The sequence below is a fragment of the Enterobacter cloacae complex sp. S1 genome, from assembly GCF_014930525.1.
Classification (GTDB): Bacteria; Pseudomonadota; Gammaproteobacteria; order Enterobacterales; family Enterobacteriaceae; genus Enterobacter; species Enterobacter hormaechei_C.
This window is the reverse complement of sequence record NZ_JADBRE010000034.1, coordinates 1-22,319: the sequence shown is the minus strand read 5'-3', so window position 1 is coordinate 22,319 and position 22,319 is coordinate 1. Positions and strand designations below refer to the sequence as shown.

At 54.6% G+C, this 22,319-nt stretch carries 23 protein-coding genes; 8 read left to right on the top strand and 15 right to left on the bottom strand.

Features of this window, described 5'->3' with window-relative positions; translation table 11 throughout:
- Positions 1-39: 39 nt before the first annotated feature.
- The 14 genes from IM290_RS19445 to pspA all read right to left on the bottom strand — a co-directional run bounded on the left by IM290_RS19445 (position 40) and on the right by pspA (position 13,490).
- Positions 40-1,122, bottom strand: a complete 1,083-nt coding sequence (locus IM290_RS19445) for an ABC transporter ATP-binding protein (protein WP_017383091.1) — start codon at positions 1,120-1,122, stop codon at positions 40-42.
- Between the two features lie 13 nt (positions 1,123-1,135).
- Positions 1,136-1,801 carry a beta-phosphoglucomutase gene (gene pgmB / locus IM290_RS19440; RefSeq protein WP_193042486.1) on the bottom strand — a complete coding sequence of 222 codons (666 nt, stop codon included), beginning with the start codon at positions 1,799-1,801 and terminating at the stop codon, positions 1,136-1,138.
- Entirely contained in the window at positions 1,791-4,070 is a 2,280-nt protein-coding gene (locus tag IM290_RS19435) for a glycoside hydrolase family 65 protein (protein WP_193042487.1), read from the bottom strand. Before IM290_RS19435 ends, pgmB begins: the two co-directional genes overlap by 11 nt.
- On the bottom strand, positions 4,064-5,122 hold the full coding sequence (locus tag IM290_RS19430) for a Gfo/Idh/MocA family protein (RefSeq protein ID WP_193042488.1): 1,059 nt from the start codon (positions 5,120-5,122) through the stop codon (positions 4,064-4,066). The genes IM290_RS19435 and IM290_RS19430 overlap by 7 nt, the downstream gene beginning before the upstream one ends.
- Before the next feature lie 11 nt (positions 5,123-5,133).
- Entirely contained in the window at positions 5,134-5,922 is a 789-nt protein-coding gene (locus IM290_RS19425; protein WP_032669698.1) for a sugar phosphate isomerase/epimerase, read from the bottom strand.
- A gap of 17 nt (positions 5,923-5,939) precedes the next feature.
- Positions 5,940-6,992 (bottom strand): zinc-binding alcohol dehydrogenase, encoded by a 1,053-nt coding sequence (locus IM290_RS19420; protein ID WP_193042489.1) that lies wholly within the window; start codon positions 6,990-6,992, stop codon positions 5,940-5,942.
- A gap of 28 nt (positions 6,993-7,020) precedes the next feature.
- Positions 7,021-7,863, bottom strand: a complete 843-nt coding sequence (locus tag IM290_RS19415) for a carbohydrate ABC transporter permease (RefSeq protein WP_015570402.1) — start codon at positions 7,861-7,863, stop codon at positions 7,021-7,023.
- Entirely contained in the window at positions 7,850-8,731 is an 882-nt protein-coding gene (locus IM290_RS19410) for a carbohydrate ABC transporter permease (protein WP_003856862.1), read from the bottom strand. The genes IM290_RS19415 and IM290_RS19410 overlap by 14 nt, the downstream gene beginning before the upstream one ends.
- A gap of 21 nt (positions 8,732-8,752) precedes the next feature.
- Complete coding sequence (locus IM290_RS19405; protein ID WP_193042490.1) at positions 8,753-10,045, bottom strand: ABC transporter substrate-binding protein; 1,293 nt, start codon at positions 10,043-10,045, stop codon at positions 8,753-8,755.
- Positions 10,046-10,058: 13 nt separating this feature from the next.
- A complete protein-coding gene (locus tag IM290_RS19400) occupies positions 10,059-11,756 on the bottom strand; it encodes a sugar phosphorylase (RefSeq protein ID WP_193042491.1) in 1,698 nt (565 codons plus the stop codon).
- 195 nt (positions 11,757-11,951) lie between these two features.
- On the bottom strand, positions 11,952-12,176 hold the full coding sequence (pspD, locus tag IM290_RS19395; protein WP_003856857.1) for a phage shock protein PspD: 225 nt from the start codon (positions 12,174-12,176) through the stop codon (positions 11,952-11,954).
- 12 nt (positions 12,177-12,188) lie between these two features.
- Positions 12,189-12,548, bottom strand: a complete 360-nt coding sequence (gene pspC, locus IM290_RS19390; RefSeq protein ID WP_006810819.1) for an envelope stress response membrane protein PspC — start codon at positions 12,546-12,548, stop codon at positions 12,189-12,191.
- On the bottom strand, positions 12,548-12,772 hold the full coding sequence (gene pspB / locus IM290_RS19385) for an envelope stress response membrane protein PspB (RefSeq protein ID WP_003856853.1): 225 nt from the start codon (positions 12,770-12,772) through the stop codon (positions 12,548-12,550). Before pspB ends, pspC begins: the two co-directional genes overlap by 1 nt.
- 49 nt (positions 12,773-12,821) lie before the next feature.
- Positions 12,822-13,490: a phage shock protein PspA gene (gene pspA / locus IM290_RS19380; RefSeq protein WP_022651342.1), complete on the bottom strand. Its 669-nt coding sequence runs from the start codon at positions 13,488-13,490 to the stop codon at positions 12,822-12,824.
- Positions 13,491-13,641: 151 nt separating this feature from the next.
- Here pspA and pspF point away from each other — a divergent pair, with 151 nt between their 5' ends.
- The 6 genes from pspF (at position 13,642) to sapF (ending at position 20,002) form a co-directional block, all read left to right on the top strand.
- The gene (gene pspF, locus IM290_RS19375) at positions 13,642-14,634 is read left to right on the top strand and encodes a phage shock protein operon transcriptional activator (RefSeq protein ID WP_193042492.1); all 993 of its coding nucleotides are present in this window, start codon (positions 13,642-13,644) and stop codon (positions 14,632-14,634) included.
- Positions 14,635-14,722: 88 nt separating this feature from the next.
- The gene (gene sapA / locus IM290_RS19370; RefSeq protein WP_193042493.1) at positions 14,723-16,363 is read left to right on the top strand and encodes an ABC transporter substrate-binding protein SapA; all 1,641 of its coding nucleotides are present in this window, start codon (positions 14,723-14,725) and stop codon (positions 16,361-16,363) included.
- Positions 16,360-17,325, top strand: a complete 966-nt coding sequence (gene sapB, locus IM290_RS19365) for a putrescine export ABC transporter permease SapB (RefSeq protein ID WP_033486861.1) — start codon at positions 16,360-16,362, stop codon at positions 17,323-17,325. Before sapA ends, sapB begins: the two co-directional genes overlap by 4 nt.
- Entirely contained in the window at positions 17,312-18,202 is an 891-nt protein-coding gene (gene sapC, locus IM290_RS19360) for a putrescine export ABC transporter permease SapC (protein ID WP_003856843.1), read from the top strand. Before sapB ends, sapC begins: the two co-directional genes overlap by 14 nt.
- Positions 18,202-19,194 carry a putrescine export ABC transporter ATP-binding protein SapD gene (gene sapD, locus IM290_RS19355; protein ID WP_193042494.1) on the top strand — a complete coding sequence of 331 codons (993 nt, stop codon included), beginning with the start codon at positions 18,202-18,204 and terminating at the stop codon, positions 19,192-19,194. The genes sapC and sapD overlap by 1 nt, the downstream gene beginning before the upstream one ends.
- A 1-nt stretch (position 19,195) precedes the next feature.
- The gene (sapF, locus tag IM290_RS19350; protein WP_193042495.1) at positions 19,196-20,002 is read left to right on the top strand and encodes a putrescine export ABC transporter ATP-binding protein SapF; all 807 of its coding nucleotides are present in this window, start codon (positions 19,196-19,198) and stop codon (positions 20,000-20,002) included.
- On the opposite strand, the gene IM290_RS19345 is transcribed toward sapF, so the two are convergent.
- A complete protein-coding gene (locus tag IM290_RS19345) occupies positions 19,999-20,589 on the bottom strand; it encodes a TetR/AcrR family transcriptional regulator (protein WP_015570397.1) in 591 nt (196 codons plus the stop codon). The two genes, sapF and IM290_RS19345, sit on opposite strands and share 4 nt — an antisense overlap.
- A gap of 132 nt (positions 20,590-20,721) precedes the next feature.
- Between IM290_RS19345 and IM290_RS19340 the strand changes: the two genes are divergently transcribed.
- Both IM290_RS19340 and fabI read left to right on the top strand, forming a co-directional pair.
- Positions 20,722-21,123, top strand: coding sequence for a RidA family protein (locus tag IM290_RS19340; protein ID WP_062938837.1), 402 nt, complete (start codon positions 20,722-20,724; stop codon positions 21,121-21,123).
- Positions 21,124-21,403: 280 nt separating this feature from the next.
- A complete protein-coding gene (gene fabI, locus IM290_RS19335; RefSeq protein WP_003856831.1) occupies positions 21,404-22,192 on the top strand; it encodes an enoyl-ACP reductase FabI in 789 nt (262 codons plus the stop codon).
- Positions 22,193-22,319: the final 127 nt, after the last annotated feature.

The following is a 22,319-nucleotide window of genomic DNA, read 5'->3' as shown; positions in this document are numbered from 1 at the left end:
CAAAAAACCGGAAACTTTCATTTCCGGCGAACACCTTTCTTATCTAATAGCTGTTTCAGTATCAGCATCGAAGAAATGGCACTTATTCATATCGAACTGGATGCCGATATTCTCTCCGGCAACGTAATCATCCGCCGCTCCCGCACGGACAACCAGTTCATGCCCACCCACGGTGGCATAAAGCATAAATTCAGCCCCGGTCAGCTCAGCAACGCTGATCTTCGCTGTGATGTTTTCACCAGTTCGCTGCGGGGTGAGAATATCTTCCGGACGGATCCCAAAGACGACCGCTTTACGCTGGTAACCTTGCGCATTAAGCACGGCCAGCTTGTCCTCCGGGATCTCCAGATGCAGCGTTTCGGTCACAAAGTAGCGGTCGTCGATCGCGCCACGAATGAAGTTCATCGCCGGTGAGCCAATAAACCCTGCAACGAACATATTCGCCGGCTCGTTGTAGACCTGCTTCGGCGCGCCCACCTGCTGAATGATGCCGTCTTTTAAAATCACGATGCGGGTTGCCATCGTCATGGCTTCCGTCTGATCGTGCGTTACGTAAATCATGGTGGTATTAAGCTTCTGGTGCAGCTTGCTGATTTCAGCGCGCATCTGCACACGAAGTTTGGCATCGAGGTTGGATAAAGGCTCATCCATCAGGAAGACCCCCGCTTCGCGCACTATCGCCCTGCCTAACGCCACGCGCTGGCGCTGACCGCCGGACAACGCGCCAGGTTTACGCTGGAGATAGTCGCGCAAGCCCAGGATCTGTGCCGCCCAGGTAACGCGTTCTTCAATGACGGAGGGCGCAATTTTTTGCATTTTCAGGCCAAACGCCATGTTGTCGTAGACCGTCATATGCGGATAGAGCGCATAGTTCTGGAAGACCATCGCGATATCACGGGATTTGGCGGGAACATCATTCATGCAAACCCCGTCAATAATCAGTTCACCCGCGCTGATCTCCTCGAGGCCGGCAATCATTCGCAGCGTCGTGGATTTCCCACAGCCCGATGGACCGACGAAGACGATAAATTCTTTGTCTTCAATTTCGAGGTTGAAATCCTTCACCACGTGGACCTGGTTATCATAGATTTTCTGAATGTGTTTCAGAGACAGTTGAGCCATTATTAATTCCTTATCAATACGCCCGGGATGCCCAGAACGCCGTCAGACGTTCCCAGGTCAGCTCCTGCGTTGAATGAAGTTGTAATCCCGCATGGTTCAGGCCAGGCCCAATCCCGACCGACAGCATTCCTGCGGCGTTAATCGCATCTACCCCTGCGGCGGCATCTTCGATACCAATGGCCTCTTCAGGACGCACGTTCAGTCCTTTACAGGCCGCAAGGAAGATTTCCGGGTCTGGCTTTGAGCGGCTAATGCGCGAAGCATCGGCGCAAAAATCGAAAGCCTGATGAATACCCAACGCGTGCAAAATCCCAGGGGCATTAAGCGATACGGATGCCAGGCCAATTTTGACCTTCGCGGCGCGAATATCCGCCAGCACGTCGCAAATACCCGGCAGCAGTGAATCCTGCGTCAGTGATGCCAGCGACTGGACGTAAAGCGCGTTTTTCTTCGTCGCCAGCGCCAGGCGCTGCTCGTCACTGAACATCCCCTCTTTCCCGCCATGTTTCAGAATGCGCTGGAGGGAGTCCATACGGCTTATTCCCTTCAGCTGTTCGTTAAATACTTCATCGAAGGTGATACCAATCTCCTCCGCCACGGCGCGCCAGGCCAGAAAGTGAAGATGCGCGGTATCGGTGATCACCCCGTCCAGATCGAATACAACAGCGTTAAGCGTCATGGCGCCCCTCCGTGGTAGCGGTCCCATTAACAGATGCAAGAAAGTCCTTACGCGCACAGACCTTTCGCCCTGATACGTGCAGCGTTTTACCCCACAGCGTCAACGTGACAGGTGCTGTAGTTTCAATGGTTAACTGGTCATCTTCACAGGTAACGTGCATTGTTGCGTTCCGCCACCGCAGCGGGAAGGCGAGTTTCTGCCAGTGAACAGGCAGCTTCGGCGCAAGATGCAGCTCCCCTTCGCTAATGTGCAGGCCAGCAAATCCCTGAATGGCACCCAACCAGATCGCACCGGTGGCGGCGGCATGAATACCATCATCGCTGCTGTGCGGGTCGTCTCCCAGGTCAATGGCGATACCATCGCGCCAGAAGGCATACGCCCCGTCAGTGTCACCGCAGCGTGCGAGCACAATGCCGTGAATGGCTTTACTCAGGGATGAATCATGGATCGTGCGTGGCTCGTAGAACGCCAGATTGGCGGCACATTGCTGCGGCGTAAACCGTTCCGGCAGCAGGTAGTTAAGCATCACCACGTCGGCCTGCTTCAGGATCTGCATCTCGTTCACTTCCGCGCGAGAGTAATCAAGCAGAATGGTTTGCTTACCCGCTTTGGCTTTATAGCGGCTCAGATCGATGGCAGGTTTTGCCATGAAGGTATCATCCTGCGGGATCACACCCTCTGCGTCGGCCTCTGGCAGCCACAGGCGCGCCAGAAACGTCCCGGCATTCTCCGTAAAACGCGCATCTTCACGCCCAAACATCGCCATAAACTGACGCGCGCAGGCAACGTTGTGCCAGGCCAGATAGTTGGTGTAGGCGTTGTTGTTGACATGCTCGGTGTATTCATCCGGTCCGATCACGTCATGGATCTCAAGACGACCATTAATTTCCGTCGCGCGTCCCATCCAGAACGAAGCGGTTTCCATCAGCAGCGTCAGGCCCTCATTGCGCATAAAGGCATCGTCGTGTGTTGCCTGCCAGTAAGCGACAACGGCCCAGGCAATATCTGCCACGATGTGGTGTTCAGCGAGTGCGGAGGCGATCTTCTGGCGAACCCCGGTGCGGATGTTAATGGCCGCGAATTCTGGCGTCTCTTCCTGTCCGCTGGCGGCGCTTTCCCACGGGAACAACGCGCCCGGCCAACCGTTACGGCGTGCTTTTTCACGCGCGCCCGAAAGATTGAGCCAGCGATAGCGCAGCAGACTGCGGGCAATCTGTGGACGGGTAAACAGATGGAACGGCAGCAGGAAAATTTCGGTATCCCAGAAGACGTGTCCCTTATACCCCTCACCCGTCAGCCCTTTCGCCGCAATACTGCTTCGCTCATCATGAGCAGGCGTCATTGTCGTCAGATGCCAGACGGCGTAATCCAGCGCCAGCTGATCCTGCTGTTCTGCACAAGTCACTTCCACCCGAGCATCACGCCAGACCGCTTCCCAGGCGTACGCTGAGCTCTCAAGCAACGTATCGTAGCCTCTTGCCGCGCAGACTTTGAGATCGGCCAGCGCGTTGCGGGCGAAAGACTCCTGCGAGAGCGATTTATCGCAGCGATTCGTCAGCCAGACGATTTTTTCAAGCGTGACAGTGTCACCTTGCAAGATAGTCAGAGAATGATGAACGCTGAGGCGACGATTTTTGGCGGTGAAACAGCTGTCGCTCTTAGCGGAGAGCTGACAAAACGCCGAAACAACAACTTCAGACGCCCGGTCCTGCGTTTCATACACACCCTGCATGTAGTGCTGGTCAAAGACCCTGACCGAGATTTCATCCAGATGCTGCCTGCCGCTGTTTGTTTGTGTCGCATCTATGCCGGTTTTCAGCACGGCCTGAGCGGCGCCGTCAAGCGGTGTGATCGAGAGCTGCATTGCCACTAAGGGCAACTGGTCCAGCGAAACAAAACGACGGCTCTCGAGGCGATAGCGTTTTCCGTCCGGCGAACGCCAGACAACGTTACGATGCAGTTCGCCGTTAGCAAAGGCCAGCTCGCGTTGCCACTCAAGAATTTCGCCTGAAAGTAGCGTGAAATTGACGCCGTCCAGCTCAACTTCAATCCCGGTGACATCCGGCAGATTGATCAGCTCAGTGGTTTCGTTGCGTCCCGCGCGATGATACAGCCCCGCGAGATACATGCCTCTGGTCTGCTGGGTGTAATCTTCTTCATGCGTGGCGCGCATGCCCATGTAGCCATTGCCGCAGGCCATAATGGACGCGTACTTATTCAGACTATGCGGGCAAAAGCCCGGATCGGTTAATACAGACTGGTTCAGCATAACGTCACGCTTTCCCCTGTTTCCGCGGCTTCATATAACGCCGCGACTAATTGCTGGATCACCAGCCCCTGCTCCGCATCGGCAATCATGACCGGCTCGCCCAATACGTGGCGAACAAACGCGTCCATACTGCGCAGATGTCTCCGATCGTCAGCTTCTTCACGCTGGATCAGCGTCTGCAAAACACCGGCTTCGTCGTTATAAATGTGTGCCGGGAACAGCGTTGCACCCGCCTTCTCACCGCAGAAAGAGACGTTCATGATCGACTGCTCGCGGATATTAAGCGCAAAAGAGGTGTCCAGACGCAGAATGCCACCGTTGCAGAACTCAATCGTGCCAAACAGGGCATCTTCCACGGTAAACTGCGCAGGATCCCATTCGCCAAACTGGCCGATGTGTTTCCGGTTCCCCAGTCTCTGGAAGCTGTGCGCGGTTACCCGCTTCACGGCCGGGAAGCCCAGCACATACATCGCGGCATCCAGCATATGAATGCCGATATCGATCAGCGGCCCACCGCCCTGAAGCGATTTATTGGTGAACACGCCCCACCCCGGCACACCGCAACGACGCAGCGCCTGCGCGGAGGTGAAGTAAATTTCACCGAGCGTTCCGTTCATAACCGCATCGCGCAGGAGCTGGGTATCCAGGGCAAAGCGATGGTGAAAATCGTACGCGAGGACTTTTCCAGCCTTGCGCGCCACGAGACGCATCTCATCCGCCTGGTGCGGCGTCATCGCCGGCGGCTTTTCACACATCACATGACAGCCTGCTTCGAGAGCCGCCATCACATGTTCAAAATGGAACCGGTTAGGCGAACAGACGCTCACCACATCCGGTTTTACTTCCTGCAACATCTCGTGAGCGTCCTGCCATGCCGATGGAATAGCATAACGTTCCGCGAACGCCTGTGCCTGCTCAAGGCGGCTGTCCATGACAGCCACCATTTGAACATCACTGCGCGTGGCGTAATACGAGGCATGCACTTTGTCTGCAACCTGCCCGGCGCCAATGATGGCGACGCGCAGAGGCAAAGGTGTAGAAGCACTCATCACGCTCGTCATCCTTAGCAATCACGCAAGTAAGTGAGAGAGTCCTTATAGGCCTGAGCCGGATCGTCGGCACGCACCCGGCACTCGTACACGACATAACCCTGATAGTTATCGGCACGCAGCTGATCGAACAGGCTGGCGAAATCGAGGCTGCCGCTGCCCGGCTGATAGCGGTGGTTGTCAGCAATGTGCACATGACCCAGCAGGTCGCGGTTGTGATGCAGCGCTTCCGTCAGGGAGTCTTCTTCAATATTCATGTGGTAGAAATCACCGATGATCTGCACGTGCTTCAGGCCGTTCTCTTCGATATAACGACGCGCATCGGCCAGGGTGTTGATCATATGATCCTGATAGCGGTTCAGCGGCTCCAGGTAGACGGTAGTACCGGTGCGCGCTGCCACCTCATCCAGCCAGCGCAGGGAAGCGCTGACCGCTTTGCGATCGCCGTCCAGGCTACGTGGCGAAGTCATTGGCGGCAGACGGAAAGTAAACATCCCCCAGGCAGCCGGAACGATAATCCCCTTTCCGCCCACTTCTGCCAGCGCTTCCAGAATGCGTTCAATCTGCTGTAGACCGTTCAGGCGGCGTTCTTCGATAAAATCCCCGATCCAGCCATCGTATCCGCCACAGGCCGTCGTGACCGGCAGGCCGGTGGCTTTGATAGCCGCTTTTACTTCGTCGAGGTTTTCCACCAGCAGCCGGCCATCAATTTCGTAGCCATCAAATCCCATCGCTTTGATGTATTCGAATTTTTCCATGATAGCGGTCGGGAAAAAGGCCTGGTTTTGTGTTGCGATTTTCATGATTTGCTGTCCTTAGCTTAAAAAGTGACGCCCATTTTGATACTGAGTTCCGGGTGCTGATCGACATACTTCATATAGCTTTCCGGGCTGGTGGTGAAGGTGACGACCGGGTCGATCAGATCTTCGCAATTGAGATAACCGTTCATCAGCAATTCCCAGCAGGTCTCTTCAATACGCTTGCGGCTCCAGCGCGGATAATCCGGGTTGGGTTCACTGCATGCGCGGGAGAAGACAATTTTGGCGTTGTTGAAGTGTGCCTCGCGACCAAGGTTGAAGCCCGCCGCAAACGGCTTGGCGAAGGCCACGTAGGAGATCGTTCCGCCGTAGGCGAGACCGCGCAGCGCAGATTGCAGCGCATCTGCAAATCCGCTGGTTTCGATGATCACATCCGCGCCCTGCTTGCCGGTCAGTTTCTTAATTTCCAGACCAACATCGGTACCGATTGGGTTCAGGCAGTGGTCTGCACCGTGACGACGGGCGATCTCACAGCGATGTTCGATAGGATCGACACCAATAACCACTGACGCGCCGGCTTTTTTCGCCAGCTGAATCGCAATCTGGCCAATCGCGCCCAGCCCCACAACCACGACGAAATCCCCTACGCGGACGTTAGCATCACGCACGCCGCTCATGGCGAACTGCGCCGGATCGTAACAAACGGCATTTTTCCAGGATGCGCCCTGCGGCATTTTGCGCAGCTTATAGTTGTTCACCGCGTTAACAATGACCGTTTCCTGCAACGGGCCGTAGCAGCAGACGCTGTCGCCGATCTGGTATTCCGTCACGTCCGCACCACATTCGATGATGTCGCCGACGATCATGTTCCCCAGCTGGAATTTACCAAATTCGATGCCGCGCGCTGCACCTTCTTCACGCGGGGTAAACATCTGCCACTCCGCGTTGAACTCTTTATCGATGAACGGGCTTGCCGCGCGGAAATCCACGACTTCAGTGCCGTGTTTTGGGGCGCCATAACGGGCACGAATCTTCACCTCGTGTGCTGCAACAGGACGATCTTCGTATTCCACCAGCGCCGCTACACGAGGCGCTGTCGCAACTAATTTTTTCATGACTGACTCCTTGTTAAAATCGGCCGCCTCAGCCCTTCACGCCGCCGGCGGTCAAACCACTTTTGATAAAACGTTCAGACAGGGCATACATAATGACGACCGGAAGTGCCGTCACCAGCGATGCCGCCATCATGCGACCCCAGATGTAATCTGGCGTACTGAAGAGCGTGTTCAGCCCGACCGGCAACGTGAAGTTGCTGGCGCTGGACAGGAAAATGGAGGCGAACAGATAGTCATTCCACGCCACCATGAAGCAGTAGACAAAGACCGACACCAGACCCGAGATCGCCAGCGGCACGGTGATGCGGAAGATGATTTGCAGGCGGTTCAGGCCGTCCATCATCGCGGCTTCTTCGATTTCGTCCGGGATGGTGTCGAAATAGCTGCGCAGCATAAAGACCGCGGTAGGCAACGTCTGCGTCACCATGGTGATGATCAGCGCCAGTTCGGTGTCATAAATGCCGAGCGCGGTGATGATTTTGAACAGCGGCACCACCAGCAGGATCCCGGAGAACATATAGACGGTGTAGAAGCTCGCATTGATCGTCGTGCGCCCTTTAAAGCGCAGTTTGGATAACGCATACGCGCCCAGCGTGCCGAGAAACACCGCAATGACCGAGGAGGTCAGCGACACCACCATGCTGTTACGAAAGTAATCCACAAACGGGAAAATCAGCGGGTTAAAGATGTCGATGTAGTGCTGTAGCGTCCACTCCTGCGGCAGAATGGTCGGGTGCAGCGAGATCGCCTCTTTCGCGCTTTTGAACGACGTCATTAACATCACAAAAAATGGGAACAGCGTGATAATCAGAAATAGCGCCAGTCCCAGATAAAAACCGATACGGCCCAGAACGCGTTTATTTGTTGCCATTGAGGTTTACCCTTTTTCTGGTCAGCAGAATGACAGCGAAGATGATCACAAACAGCACAACGGAAATGGCGGCTGCTTTACCCAGGTCATTGAACGCAAAGGCGGTTTTGTAGAGATATACGCCCAGAATGTCGACCTTGGTGGTGAGCAGATAAACATCCGCAAACATGTAGAACATCCAGATGGTTCGCAGCGTGACCACCGTGGCCAGCACCGGCATGATGGCGGGCAACGTCACGATACGAAAACGCTGCCAGGCATTTGCTCCGTCCATCTCTGCCGCTTCGTACAATGATTTATCAATGGTCTGTAAAATCGCGAGGAACGAGATAAAGGCGTACGGGAAGTAACGCCAGATGGCGAACAGCACAACCAGGACAAAACTGCTGCCAGGATTATCGAACCATAGCGGCGCCTGATCGTAGAGATGCAGCAGATCAACGCCCAGGTAGTTCACAATCCCGTAGCCGTTGTTGAACATGTATTTCCAGGCAAATACCAGTGAAATAGACGGCGTCACGTAGGACAGAATCACCAGTGAACGTGCCGTTTTCCGCATGCGGAATTCACGGTTAAAGAAGATCGCTACTGCCAGTCCCAGCCCGGTGCTGCCGAGCACGACCAGCGCCGTGTACCAGAACGTCATCCACAGGGAGTGCCAGAATGCAGCATCGCCCAGAATGCGAATGTAGTTATCCAGGCCGACAAACACCGCATCAATACGCGGGTTCAGCGGTAAACGTAAAAAACTGATTTCAATGTTGGAAATCATTGGCCAGGCCACCAGGCCCCCCAGCAAAATCAGGCTGGGGGCCAACAGCAGCATGGCGAAAGGCATATCTGAACGACCAGAAAACAACGTCTTCATAATTCCCTTCGCAAAGCGCTCCTATCGTTGTGATATCAGGTCAGTCAGTTTCTTCTGGCTGTTGCTTAACGTCGCACTGAGATCTTTTTGTCCCACCGTCACGTTATGCACCATGGAACTGATAATGCCGGAGCCGGTAACGTCTCCCATGCGGGTAAAGTTTTTGTCGCCTACGGCGCCAAATACCTGGACGTTCGGGAACTGCGCAATCAGCTCGTAAGGCAGTTTGCCAAAGGCTTTGATCACGTCGTTGTTTTTCCAGCTCTCAGTGCCCACCACGAGTTTGTTCACCGGCAGCGCCGCGCCAGGGGACATCATCACCCAGTCAGACGCGTTTTGAGCCTGCTCCATCCAGGTCACGAACTTTTCTGCCGCCTGCGTTTCCTCTTCGGTCTGGCCAGTCGTGATCGTCAACGAGGTGATCATGCCGTACACGGCTGATGATTTTTCCGTCGGGACCACGAACCCCAGGTTGGCCGGATTGCCATCTTTGTAGACCGCGGGCAGGATATAGGTGGAGTAAACGGCCATAGGCGCTGAGCCGTTCATGAAGGCGTCTTTGATCTCCATGACATCATTGGAGCCCGGCATGGTGTTCGCGGCCAGTGCCCGATAAAACGCCAGCGCTTTCGACATTTCAGGGGTATCGATTTTCACGTTGCCGTTTGCATCAAAGACGTTGGCTCCGCCTGACAACGCAAACTGCGAGAAGGCCTGCTCGGTCATGACGCTTTCTGCGGTTGGAAGCGCGATACCGTAATGTTTTTTCGCCGGATCGTTGAGCGCCTGACTGGCCTTCAGCAGTTGCTCCCAGTTGTGCGGTTCTTCGATCCCCGCAGCCGCGAGCGCATCTTTGTGATACCAGACGCCGGACAGCCAGGCGCTAACCGGCACCCCCGTCCATGCCTTGCCATCTTCGGTGCGAACAACGCGTAATATGCCGTCATAAAAGGTATCTTCACCGACGGCGTTAATCGCGTTGCCGATCGCGTCACGGTCCAGTAGTTGCTCTTTATCCATGACTTTGGCGTAGTCATGGCTGACTTCAATCACTTCCGGCAGCGCGCCGGTACGGGCCAACGTAATGACCTTGGTGTTATAGGCATCTTCCTCAACGGGGACCTGTTTCACCGTAATAGTCGGGTTCTCTTTCTCGAATTTTTCGATCAGTTTCGTAATAACTGCCTGACGCTCCTGTTCTACCGACGAGTGCATAAACTCAATGGTGACCTGAGATGCTTTATCGTCCTTACAGCCTGATAACAGGGCGCACGAAACCAGTGCTGATAACAGCACAATTTTGGGCATTTTCATTTTAGGGTCCTTTTTAGTTTTCTTTAATCCACATTACCTGCCATGGATTGAGGGTCAGTTCCGTACCGCTAATATCTTGTCCTGAGAGTAATTCCGTACCAAAGAGCGGTTGTTCATAAACGGTCTGCATTGTATTGCTAAAATTAAATAATGCTGTCATTCGCTCGCCATTTTCAGCAATACGAACAATTTTAAGAATATGTTCACCGATTGCGTCAAAAATAGCCTGACTATCCGGATGGAACGCACTCTCGCCGCGACGAATAGCAATAAGCTCACTCAAACGAGAATAAATCTGATAACGTATACTCTTATTATTATTAAGCTCCCGATCAACCTGACCTGCGGTGTATTTCTTCCTGTTTATCGCGCGATTATATCCGAGACGTTCGACACCTTCATAATCGTTACGCGAACCAAGAATGCTTTGAATATATACAGCCGGTACGCCAGGAAAACTTAACAACACAGCATGCGCCAGGATGAACCGCGCAATGCGCTCATCATCTGAGCTGTCTCGCAAACTCAGCGCATCAAGATAGGTGACATTAATTTCATAGGGGCTTCGCGTTCCGTCAGGATTATTTTTCCAGTTGACCAGCGCGCCTTCCTGCTGAAGCTTTTCGACCAGCGAAAGGATCTCTGATTCCGGAAGGATGCCGCGTAATGGGTTCAATCCGATACCATCATGTGAAGCCAGGAAATTAAACCAGGTGGTGTAAGTTGAAGGCAGCGCCAGCGAGCCCGCCCACCGGCACAGGGCTTTAACATCCTGACGATGAACGGCGTGCAGCACCAGCGGTGGTAAGGAAAACTGATAGACCATCTGGGCTTCATTTTCACCATCACCGAAGTAAGAGATATTGTCTTTGTGGGGAACATTTGTCTCAGTGATGATCACCGTTCCAGGCGCCACGGCGTCCGTAATGGCGCGGAACAGCTGGATAAGGCAATGGGTTTGTTCCAGATGGATACAGGTGGTTCCCGGGATCTTCCACATAAACCCGACCGCATCCAGACGGATATAACGCGCCCCTTCCATGAGGTAATGGAGCAGAACGTCAACCATGGCAATCAGCACCTGCGGCGAGGCGAAATTGAGATCGATCTGGTCATCGCTGAATGTGGTCCACAGATGACGAACGCTGCCATCATTAAGCGTGAACGGCGTCAGCAGCGGTAATGCGCGGGGACGCGTCACCGCCGATAAATCGGTTTCGGGATCGACAGAAATAAAGAAATCTTCGTAGCCCGGCTTCTGCGCCAGATAATTAGCAAACCATTCGCTTTTCGCTGACATATGGTTGCAAACGAAGTCAAACATTAAGCTGGCAGACTGTTTTAATTCCGCGACATCTCGCCAGGTTCCGGTTTCAGGTGCAACTTCGTGATAATCAATAACGGAAAATCCATCATCCGACGACCACGGATAAAACGGTAACAGATGGACATGAGAAAACGTGCGAGAAAGCCATTCTTTATAGAACCGGGTAAATACCGGCAACGCTTTCTCCCCTTTCGCGGAGAACTGATCGGCATAGGTAATCAGCACAACGTCTTTTTCATCCCAGCCTGACTTACGCTTTTCCGTAATATTAACCGCCTCCTTTTCAAGCTTAGTTAATAACACGTTAAGGTGTGCATCTGAAAATGATTCACCGTAAATATGATTGATAAGTTTTTTAATTTTTGCGTTCACATTATTTTCCATGGTAGCGGTCCCACGGATTGGCAATCTACTCTCATGAAAAATATCTGTCAACGGACCCGGGGGCAGAAAGCAGCAATCTCAGCGCAGCGCAACGCATTATTGTGAGCTGCCGCAAAGAAAGCAGAAAAGCAGAAGAAACGCAGAAGGGAAAGTCATGCCCCTTCTCTGGGCGAGAAAGGGCTTATGCGGGAGGAACTAGCGTGACAGGTAGCGCCGGGAAACGCGTTTTGCCAGCTTCTGTAACAGCGGCTCCAGAGCGACCGCCAGCATCATTCTGACCGGCTTGCGGGCAACAGACTTGATCGCCCAACCCGCCACACCGGCCGGGCCATAACGTAACGCCGTCATCAGAACCAGTTTACCTGCGATTTTCAGGCCGGGTTTTACCTTCTGACCGGCCTGTTGCCAGTTTTGTTTCATGTAAGTTCTCTCTTAAAGCTGACGAAAACGACTTCTCAGCGTAAAGGTATCGGAGGTGACATAACGTTCCATCTCGCGCAATCGCTTCTCCCCTGCGCTCAGTTGTTCATCCACCGCGTTCAGGAGATCGCTGCTGGTTGGCGTGTTCTCCGCATCCAGCTCACCTTCCGGCATAGGATCGAGTACAAACGACAGAATGATGTATGCCACCAGTGTAATAAAGGCCAGGCCGAAGAAAATCGACAATACCGTGACCACACGCACCAGTTTTACCGGAACATCCAGATAGTGCGCCAGCCCGGCGCAAACGCCCCGAACCATGCCCTGCTGTGGGATCCGCCACAGTTTTTTATTCAGATTCAGTCCAGCCATTACCGTTCCCTCCAGTTCGGGTGTTCCGCGTCCAGGATCGCTTCCAGCGCCTGAATACGTTCGCGCATTTTATTTGCCTCGGCAGAGAGCTGCGCCAGCCGCTGTTGTTCACTCTGCGACAGCTCACCGCGTGAAGAGCGGTTGCTGTAGTGCAGCCATAACCAGATGGGCAGAACAAACAGCACGAAAATGGTCAGGGGTATAGCCAGAAAAAGCGCGCTCATGTGTACTCCTTGTCTTACGATGCGGCACGCTCAGGTGCCGCAGGAATTATTATTGGTTGTCTTGTTTCATTTTGGCTTTCAGCGCAGCCAGTTGCTCGCTAATTTCATCATCGGCTTTCAGGTCAGCAAACTGCTGATCGAGGGTTTTCTGTTTACCGATGCTGTGGCTCTCGGCTTCCGCTTCCATGTGGTCGATACGGCGTTCAAACGATTCGAAACGGGCCATCGCTTCATCCAGTTTGCCGCTGTCCAGCTGGCGACGCACGTCGCGGGACGAGCTTGCAGCCTGGTGGCGCAGCGCCAGCGCCTGTTGACGTGCACGGGTTTCGCTGAGTTTGTTTTCAAGCTCACCAATCTCTTTCTTCATACGCGTCAGAGTATCATCCACCAGCGTCACTTCGTGTTCGAGCGTGGCAACCATGTCGGTCAGCTTCTGCTTCTCAATCAGCGCAGCGCGGGCCAGATCTTCTTTATCTTTGCGCAGCGCCAGTTCCGCTTTTTCCTGCCACTCGTTAAGCTGGGCAGTTGCCTGCTCGATACGACGCGTTAACTGCTTTTTCTCTGCCAGCGCGCGGGCGGAGGTGGAGCGTACTTCAACCAGCGTGTCTTCCATCTCCTGAATCATCAGGCGCACCAGCTTCTGCGGATCTTCCGCTTTCTCCAGCAGCGAGTTGATGTTGGCGTTCACGATGTCGGCAAAACGAGAAAAAATACCCATAATTCAATCCTCATAGTTCTGTTATCGGGCGATGCCCTGCTGAGTAGTTAATACAAATCCCATGCCAACTTTTTATCTTATTGATTTTACTGAGTGTGATTGATATTTATCCAGCCAGCGGCTATTCTTACCTGGTGAATATCACTAAGGAGTGGTTAATTTCATCATGGCTGAATATAAAGATAATTTGCTTGGCGAGGCCAACAGCTTCCTGGAAGTGCTTGAACAGGTATCGCGCCTCGCGCCACTGAATAAACCGGTGCTGATTATCGGTGAGCGCGGAACGGGTAAAGAACTTATCGCTAACCGCCTGCACTTTCTGTCTGGCCGCTGGGACGGCCCTTTTATTTCCCTTAACTGCGCGGCGCTGAATGAAAACCTGCTCGACACCGAGCTGTTTGGTCATGAAGCTGGCGCCTTCACCGGCGCACAAAAACGCCATCCCGGACGCTTTGAGCGCGCCGATGGCGGAACGCTCTTTCTCGACGAGCTGGCGACCGCGCCGATGCTGGTGCAGGAAAAACTGCTGCGCGTCATTGAGTACGGTGAACTGGAACGCGTTGGCGGCAGTCAGCCCCTCCAGGTCAACGTTCGCCTAGTATGCGCCACCAACGCCGACCTGCCCGCGATGGTGGCTGAGGACAAATTCCGCGCCGACCTGCTGGACAGGCTGGCTTTCGATGTTGTACAGCTGCCGCCGCTGCGGGAGCGGCGCAGCGATATCATGCTGCTGGCCGATCAATTTGCCATTCAGATGTGCCGGGAACTGGGTCTGCCTCTCTTTCCGGGCTTCAGCGAACGGGCCACCGGGACCCTGCTCGGTTACCACTGGCCGGGCAATATTCGTGAACTGAAAAACGTGGTGGAACGGTCCGTTTACCGGCATGGCAGCAGCGAGACCGAACTTGACAACATTATTCTCGATCCGTTTCGGCGTGAGGATAAACAGCCCCCGGCTCCGGCGACGCGCCAGCAGGCTCCGACGTTGCCGCTCGATTTACGCCAGTTCCAGCATCAGCAGGAGCAACAGCTGCTTGAGCAGAGCCTGAAAGAGGCGAAATATAATCAGAAACGGGCGGCTGAACTGCTGGGCCTGACCTACCATCAGTTAAGGGCATTGCTCAAAAAACATCAAATGCGCTGACATTATCAGCACTTACCCCCAGACATTTTTACGAAGCAGGCGTAAGTGCGATACACTTTGCAGATCGAATCTAAAAACCTTAAAAACTATGCGCCTGGTTTTATCGTCCCTGTTTGCACTCGGTTTGTTCAGCAATCTGGCCTTTGCTGCGCCCGATCGCGCTGTGCCTCCTGATATCCGTGATAGTGGTTTCGTCTACTGCGTCAGCGGGCAAGTTGATATTTTTAATCCGCAAAAAGCGGGGAGCGGCCTGATTGTCGATACGCTGGCCGCACAGCTCTACGATCGCCTGCTCGACGTCGATCCTTATACCTATCGGCTGGTTCCGGAGCTTGCTGAAAGTTGGGAAGTGCTTGATAACGGCGCCACATACCGCTTTCGTCTACGCGATGATGTCGCATTTCAGCACACCCCGTGGTTTACCCCAACCCGTAAGCTCAACGCGGATGACGTGGTTTTCACCTTCCAGCGCATATTCAACCGTAATCATCCGTGGCATAACGTTAATGGCGGGAACTTTCCCTATTTCGATAGCCTGCAATTCGCGGACTCGGTCAAAAGCGTTCGCAAACTGGATAACCGTACGGTTGAGTTTCGCCTGACGCGTCCGGATGCCTCCTTCCTCTGGCATCTGGCGACGCACTACGCCTCGGTCATGTCAGCCGAATACGCGGATCAGCTGACGAAAAAGGATCGTCAGGAACGTCTCGATCGTGAGCCTGTAGGCACCGGTCCGTTCCAGTTAGCAGAGTACCGCGCCGGACAATACATTCGCCTGCAACGCCACGATCGTTTCTGGCGCGGCAAGCCGCTGATGCCGCAGGTTATTGTTGATCTGGGTTCAGGAGGAACAGGCCGACTCTCCAAACTGCTGACCGGCGAGTGCGACGTGCTTGCCTGGCCTGCGGCCAGCCAGTTGACCATTTTGCGCGACGACCCACGCCTGCGCCTGACCCTGCGCCCGGGCATGAACATCGCTTATCTGGCGTTTAACACCGATAAGCCGCCGCTGAATAATCCGGCCGTGCGCCATGCGCTGGCGTTAGCGATCAACAACCAGCGTCTGATGCAGTCGATTTACTACGGTACCGCGGAAACCGCCGCCTCTATTCTGCCGCGCGCCTCCTGGGCCTATGACGGCGAGGCGAAGATTACGGAATATAATCCGGCGAAAGCGCGCGAACAGCTTAAAGCGCTGGGGGCAGAAAACCTGACGCTACAGCTGTGGGTGCCCACCAGCTCTCAGGCGTGGAATCCCAGCCCACTGAAAACGGCGGAGCTGTTGCAGGCTGATATGGCGCAGGTGGGCGTTAAGGTGATCATCGTGCCTGTCGAAGGCCGTTTCCAGGAGGCGCGTCTGATGGACATGAATCACGACTTAACGCTGGCTGGCTGGTCCACCGACAGTAACGACCCGGACAGCTTCTTCCGTCCGCTGCTGAGCTGTGCGGCAATCAACTCCCAGACCAACTACGCCCACTGGTGTAACCGGGAATTTGATGCCGTGCTGCAAAAAGCGCTGGCGTCTCAACAGCTTGCCTCACGTATTGAGGCCTACGATGAAGCGCAAAATATTCTGGCCAGAGAACTTCCCGTGTTGCCGCTTGCCTCTTCCCTGCGCCTCCAGGCCTACCGTTACGATATTAAAGGGCTGGTACTCAGCCCGTTTGGTAACGCCTCCTTCGCGGGCGTGACCCGTGAGAAAGAACAAGAGGTGAAAAAACCATGATTATATTTACCTTGCGTCGGCTGCTGTTACTGCTGGTCACCCTGTTCTTCCTGACTTTTGTCGGCTTTAGCCTGAGCTACTTTACCCCACACGCCCCGCTTCAGGGCTCATCTCTCTGGGATGCCTGGCTGTTCTGGTTTAATGGCCTGCTGCACTGGGATTTTGGCGTGTCCAGCATCAACGGACAGCTCATCTCCGAACAGCTGAAAGTGGTTTTCCCGGCCACCATGGAGCTGTGTATACTCGCCTTTGGCTTTGCCCTCATGGTGGGGATCCCGGTGGGAATGCTGGCGGGAATTTATCGTAATAAATGGCAGGATAAATTTATCAGCGCGCTTGCCTTAATTGGCTTTTCCATCCCTGTTTTCTGGCTGGCGCTACTGCTTACCCTCTTCTTTTCACTGACGTTAGGCTGGCTGCCGGTATCTGGCCGTTTTGACCTGCTGTATAACGTGCAAACGGTGAGCGGCTTCGCCATCGTTGACGCCTGGCTTTCTGATTCAGTCTGGCGCGACGAAATGATCGTGAGCGCGCTGCGCCACATGGTGCTGCCGGTGCTTACGCTGGCCGTCGCGCCGACGACCGAAGTGATTCGCCTGATGCGCATCAGCACTATCGAAGTCTTCGATCAAAACTATGTGAAAGCCGCCGCCACGCGCGGACTGTCTCGCCTGACGATTCTACGTCGCCATGTGCTGCACAATGCGTTGCCCCCCGTAATCCCACGTCTTGGGCTGCAATTCTCAACCATGCTGACGCTGGCGATGATCACCGAGATGGTTTTCAGCTGGCCGGGCCTTGGGCGCTGGATGATCAACGCCATTCGCCAGCAGGATTACGCGGCGATCTCCGCCGGCGTGATGGTGATTGGCTCTCTGGTCATTATTGTTAACGTTATTTCCGATATTTTGGGTGCCATGGCCAACCCATTGAAGCATAAGGAATGGTATGCCTTACGATAACGTCTACAGCGAAAAGCGCACGCCCGGTGCGCTACGCACCGTGTGGCGTAATTTTTACGGCGACACCACGGCGATGATCGGCTTTTACGGCTGCATTGGCCTCGTGTTGCTGTGCGTTTTAGGTTCGTGGTTTGCACCGTATGGCATCGATCAGCAGTTCCTTGGCTATCAGCTGTTACCGCCGTCGTGGTCGCGCTACGGGGAGGTTTCGTTCTTCCTGGGGACTGACGATCTCGGACGCGACGTGCTAAGTCGTTTACTTAGCGGCGCCGCACCTACGGTAGGCGGCGCGTTCGTGGTCACCCTGGCTGCCGCGATCTGCGGCCTGGCGCTGGGCATTTTTGCCGGCTCAACCCACGGATTGCGGTCGGCCGTGCTTAACCATATTCTTGATACCCTGCTCTCTATTCCTTCGCTGCTGCTGGCGATTATCGTCGTGGCCTTCGCGGGGCCGCACCTCACACATGCGATGTTCGCCGTCTGGCTGGCCATTCTGCCGCGCATGGTGCGCTCGGTTTACAGCCTGGTTCACGACGAGCTGGAGAAAGAGTATGTCGTCGCCGCCCGTCTGGATGGCGCCACCACGTTTAATATTTTGTGGTTTGCCGTGCTGCCTAACATTGCCGCTGGGCTGGTGACCGAGATCACCCGCGCCCTGTCGATGGCGATTCTGGATATTGCAGCGCTGGGCTTCCTGGACCTGGGCGCGCAGCTCCCCTCTCCGGAATGGGGCGCTATGCTCGGCGATGCGCTGGAGCTGATTTACGTTGCGCCGTGGACGGTCATGCTGCCGGGCGCGGCCATCATGGTGAGCGTGCTGCTCGTTAACCTGCTGGGCGACGGGATCCGCCGCGCAATCAATGCGGGGGTGCAATAATGCCGTTACTCGATATCCGCAACCTCACGATCGAAATTAAAACGGGCGAAGGCTGGGTCAAGGCCGTGGATCGCATCAGTATTACGCTCGCAGAGGGCGAAATCCGCGGGCTGGTGGGCGAATCGGGTTCAGGGAAAAGTCTGATCGCCAAGGCCATTTGCGGCGTGTCAAAGGACAACTGGCGGGTGACCGCCGACCGTATGCGTTTCGACGACATCGATCTGTTGCGTCTCTCCCCGCGCGAACGCCGTAAACTGGTGGGCCATAACGTCTCGATGATTTTCCAGGAGCCGCAATCCTGTCTCGACCCGTCCGAGCGCGTCGGTAAACAGCTGATGCAGAACATCCCCGGCTGGACCTATAAAGGCCGCTGGTGGCAACGTCTCGGCTGGCGTAAACGCCGTGCCATTGAGCTGTTGCACCGTGTCGGGATCAAAGACCATAAAGACGCGATGCGCAGTTTCCCCTACGAACTGACCGACGGTGAATGCCAGAAAGTGATGATTGCCATCGCCCTGGCGAATCAGCCGCGTCTGCTGATTGCGGACGAACCAACGAACGCGATGGAGCCAACCACCCAGGCCCAGATTTTCCGCCTGCTCACGCGTCTGAACCAGAATAACAACACCACCATTTTGCTGATCAGCCACGACCTGCAAATGCTGAGCAAGTGGGCGGATAAAATTGATGTAATGTATTGCGGCCAGACGGTAGAAACCGCGCCAAGTGAAGACCTGGTGACGACGCCACATCATCCCTATACGCAGGCGCTGATCAGGGCGATACCGGACTTTGGCAGCGCGATGCCGCACAAAAGCCGTCTGAATACGCTGCCTGGCGCGATACCGCTGCTGGAATCGCTGCCCATTGGCTGCCGTCTGGGACCGCGTTGCCCGTATGCTCAGCGTAAATGCATTGAAACACCGCGCCTGACAGGGCCGAAAAACCATCTGTTTGCCTGTCATTTCCCGCTGAACATGGAGAGAGAGTGAAATGGTCGAAATCTTACTGGAAGTACGTAACCTGAGTAAGACCTTTCGCTATCGTACCGGCCTGTTTCACCGTCAGACCGTCGAGGCGGTAAAACCGCTGAGCTTTACGCTGCGCGAAAAGCAGACGCTGGCGATTATCGGTGAAAACGGCTCGGGCAAATCGACCCTGGCAAAAATGCTCGCGGGCATGGTCGAGCCAAGCGGCGGTGAAATACTGATTGACGATCATCCTCTGGAATTTGGGGACTACTCTTTTCGCAGTCAGCGCATCCGGATGATTTTTCAGGATCCGTCGACGTCCCTGAACCCGCGCCAGCGTATTTCCCAGATCCTGGATTTCCCGCTGCGGTTGAATACCGACCTGGAGCCGGAAGCGCGTCGCAAACGGATTGTCGAAACCCTGCGTCTGGTAGGCCTCCTGCCCGACCATGTCAGCTATTACCCACACATGCTGGCCCCGGGCCAAAAACAGCGTCTCGGTCTGGCCCGCGCGCTGATCCTGCGCCCGAAGGTCATCATCGCCGACGAAGCGCTGGCGTCGCTGGATATGTCGATGCGTTCGCAGCTCATTAACCTGATGCTGGAGTTACAGGAAAAGCAGGGGATCTCGTATATCTACGTGACTCAGCACCTGGGCATGATGAAGCACATCAGCGATCAGGTGCTGGTAATGCACCAGGGAGAAGTTGTTGAGCGCGGCAGTACCGCTGACGTGCTGGCCTCCCCGCTCCACGATCTGACAAAACGCCTGATTGCCGGCCACTTTGGTGAAGCGTTGACGGCGGACGCGTGGCGTAAAGATCGTTAGCCGCTGCGTAACCCGCTTGCCAGCAGAGTAAACACCTCTATGGCATGCGGGAGGGTCTTCTGCGGTTCATCACTCGCGGCAATCAGCAGAGCCGCATTCAGAGCAGCGCCATTCAGCAGATGGGCTGCGACTCTGGCATCCATCTTTTTGATTACGTTGCACTCCATCATTTTTTCGATGGTCTGACGGGTCGACTCAAGGCAGCTGTTCTGGCTGGGCCATTGCGCCGGGTCGCCCAGAACAGCCGGGCCGTCAAGGAGGACGATACGCTGAACTTCCGGAACGAGCGCCATTTTGATATAGGCGATGCCCTCCGCCAGCAGTCGCTCCCAGTCATCTTCGGCGGCGGCGGCAATCGCTTTTGCGTTTGCTGCCATTTCGCTGTCTATCTGCGCGACCACCGCCGCCAGTAGTCCCTTCTTGTCGTTGAAATTATGATATAGCGCGCCGCGTGTTAACCCCACGCTTGCCGTGAGTTCATCCATTGACGCTGCGGCATAGCCTTTTTCAGCAAATGCCTTTCGCGCCGCCTGAATCATTTTCTCGCGATTTTCCTGGGCCGTTTCAGCGCGACGTTTTGTAGCCATGGGACTTCCTTAATTAAGCGATAACTATAATTTGACATACGCGATGTATGTGAATTACATTTTTCACATACATCGCGTATGTTACTTCTACCGCGTAAGCACAACAATACCCCTGACAGAAAAGGAAAAGCCATGCATCCACGTGATCCCGTTTTCCCGGCTAATCGCCATGCCCTCTATGAAGAGCATGGCTATTCAGCTGCAATCCGCTCTGGCGATCTGTTATTTGTTTCCGGTCAGGTTGGCAGCCGCAGCGATGGCACACCTGAACCCGACTTCCCCGCTCAGGTGCAGCTGGCGTTCGATAATTTACGGGCGACCCTGGCAGCCGCGGGTTGTACTTTTGACGATCTGATTGATGTCACGACGTTTCATACCGATCCTGAAAACCAGTTCCCCGTTATCATGGAGGCGAAAAAACTGGCATTTCCCCACGCTCCTTACCCAAACTGGACAGCAATAGGCGTTAACTGGCTTGCGGGTTTTGATTTCGAAATTAAGGTTATCGCCAGAATCCCCTCGTCAGCGAATTAAGATCCGGCTGTATAAGCGTGAAGCTCCGGGCAGTCTCTGGTTGGATGAGGCGAACCCCGCGTGCGGTGATATACTGCTGGGATACACACGAAACAGCCTGATGAAGAGTCAGTTCAACCTCTTCCGTGAGCCCATTCACGGCGCATGAGCGAGAAATATCGTGACACAAGGGGCTGTGAGTGGGCTATAATTTCGAGCTAATTTCGAATGATTTTGAAATACTGCCTGTAACGCTATGAATTACAAGGCAAAATAAGCAATGAATATAAGGATTAAAGCTATGGGTTTTCTTTCCGGTAAGCGCATTCTGGTGACTGGCGTTGCCAGCAAACTGTCCATCGCATACGGCATCGCACAGGCAATGCATCGCGAAGGCGCTGAGCTGGCGTTCACCTACCAGAACGACAAGCTGAAAGGCCGTGTTGAAGAATTTGCCGCGCAGCTGGGTTCCAGCATTGTTCTGGAATGTGACGTTGCACAAGACGAAAGCATTGATGGCATGTTTGCTGAACTGGCAAAAGCATGGCCGAAATTCGACGGTTTTGTTCACTCCATCGGCTTCGCTCCTGGCGACCAGCTGGACGGCGACTACGTGAACGCGGTTACCCGTGATGGCTTCAAAATCGCCCACGACATCAGCTCCTACAGCTTCGTTGCAATGGCAAAATCCTGCCGCGCGATGCTGAACCCGGGCGCAGCCCTGCTGACTCTGTCCTACCTCGGCGCAGAACGTGCTATCCCTAACTACAACGTTATGGGTCTGGCGAAAGCGTCTCTGGAAGCCAACGTGCGCTACATGGCGAACGCGATGGGTCCTGAAGGCGTGCGTGTTAACGCTATTTCTGCGGGTCCAATCCGTACCCTGGCCGCTTCCGGTATCAAAGATTTCCGTAAAATGCTGGCACACTGCGAAGCGGTTACCCCGATTCGTCGTACCGTTACCATCGAAGATGTGGGTAACTCTGCGGCATTCCTGTGCTCTGACCTTTCCGCGGGCATCTCCGGCGAAGTGGTTCACGTTGACGGCGGCTTCAACATCGCTGCAATGAACGAGCTGGAAATCAAATAAGCTTGTCACTCTCTCTTCCCGCCAGGGAAGAGAGTTCCCCCCCACCCCGCCCCTCGTTATTCCGTTCTGCTATTTGTTATCACCTAACAATATTTTTCCCCTCATCCGCCTTACGCCAGGATATTGA

Excerpts from the sequence above, each read along its gene's own strand:
- IM290_RS19445 (WP_017383091.1), bottom strand. The coding sequence starts at position 1,122 with ATGGCTCAACTGTCTCTGAAACACATTCAGAAAATCTATGATAACCAG.
- pgmB (WP_193042486.1), bottom strand. The coding sequence starts at position 1,801 with ATGACGCTTAACGCTGTTGTATTCGATCTGGACGGGGTGATCACCGAT.
- IM290_RS19435 (WP_193042487.1), bottom strand. The coding sequence starts at position 4,070 with ATGCTGAACCAGTCTGTATTAACCGATCCGGGCTTTTGCCCGCATAGT.
- IM290_RS19425 (WP_032669698.1), bottom strand. The coding sequence starts at position 5,922 with ATGAAAATCGCAACACAAAACCAGGCCTTTTTCCCGACCGCTATCATG.
- IM290_RS19420 (WP_193042489.1), bottom strand. The coding sequence starts at position 6,992 with ATGAAAAAATTAGTTGCGACAGCGCCTCGTGTAGCGGCGCTGGTGGAA.
- IM290_RS19415 (WP_015570402.1), bottom strand. The coding sequence starts at position 7,863 with ATGGCAACAAATAAACGCGTTCTGGGCCGTATCGGTTTTTATCTGGGA.
- IM290_RS19410 (WP_003856862.1), bottom strand. The coding sequence starts at position 8,731 with ATGAAGACGTTGTTTTCTGGTCGTTCAGATATGCCTTTCGCCATGCTG.
- IM290_RS19405 (WP_193042490.1), bottom strand. The coding sequence starts at position 10,045 with ATGAAAATGCCCAAAATTGTGCTGTTATCAGCACTGGTTTCGTGCGCC.
- IM290_RS19400 (WP_193042491.1), bottom strand. The coding sequence starts at position 11,756 with ATGGAAAATAATGTGAACGCAAAAATTAAAAAACTTATCAATCATATT.
- pspD (WP_003856857.1), bottom strand. The coding sequence starts at position 12,176 with ATGAAACAAAACTGGCAACAGGCCGGTCAGAAGGTAAAACCCGGCCTG.
- pspC (WP_006810819.1), bottom strand. The coding sequence starts at position 12,548 with ATGGCTGGACTGAATCTGAATAAAAAACTGTGGCGGATCCCACAGCAG.
- pspB (WP_003856853.1), bottom strand. The coding sequence starts at position 12,772 with ATGAGCGCGCTTTTTCTGGCTATACCCCTGACCATTTTCGTGCTGTTT.
- pspA (WP_022651342.1), bottom strand. The coding sequence starts at position 13,490 with ATGGGTATTTTTTCTCGTTTTGCCGACATCGTGAACGCCAACATCAAC.
- sapA (WP_193042493.1), top strand. The coding sequence starts at position 14,723 with ATGCGCCTGGTTTTATCGTCCCTGTTTGCACTCGGTTTGTTCAGCAAT.
- sapB (WP_033486861.1), top strand. The coding sequence starts at position 16,360 with ATGATTATATTTACCTTGCGTCGGCTGCTGTTACTGCTGGTCACCCTG.
- sapC (WP_003856843.1), top strand. The coding sequence starts at position 17,312 with ATGCCTTACGATAACGTCTACAGCGAAAAGCGCACGCCCGGTGCGCTA.
- sapD (WP_193042494.1), top strand. The coding sequence starts at position 18,202 with ATGCCGTTACTCGATATCCGCAACCTCACGATCGAAATTAAAACGGGC.
- sapF (WP_193042495.1), top strand. The coding sequence starts at position 19,196 with ATGGTCGAAATCTTACTGGAAGTACGTAACCTGAGTAAGACCTTTCGC.
- IM290_RS19345 (WP_015570397.1), bottom strand. The coding sequence starts at position 20,589 with ATGGCTACAAAACGTCGCGCTGAAACGGCCCAGGAAAATCGCGAGAAA.
- IM290_RS19340 (WP_062938837.1), top strand. The coding sequence starts at position 20,722 with ATGCATCCACGTGATCCCGTTTTCCCGGCTAATCGCCATGCCCTCTAT.
- fabI (WP_003856831.1), top strand. The coding sequence starts at position 21,404 with ATGGGTTTTCTTTCCGGTAAGCGCATTCTGGTGACTGGCGTTGCCAGC.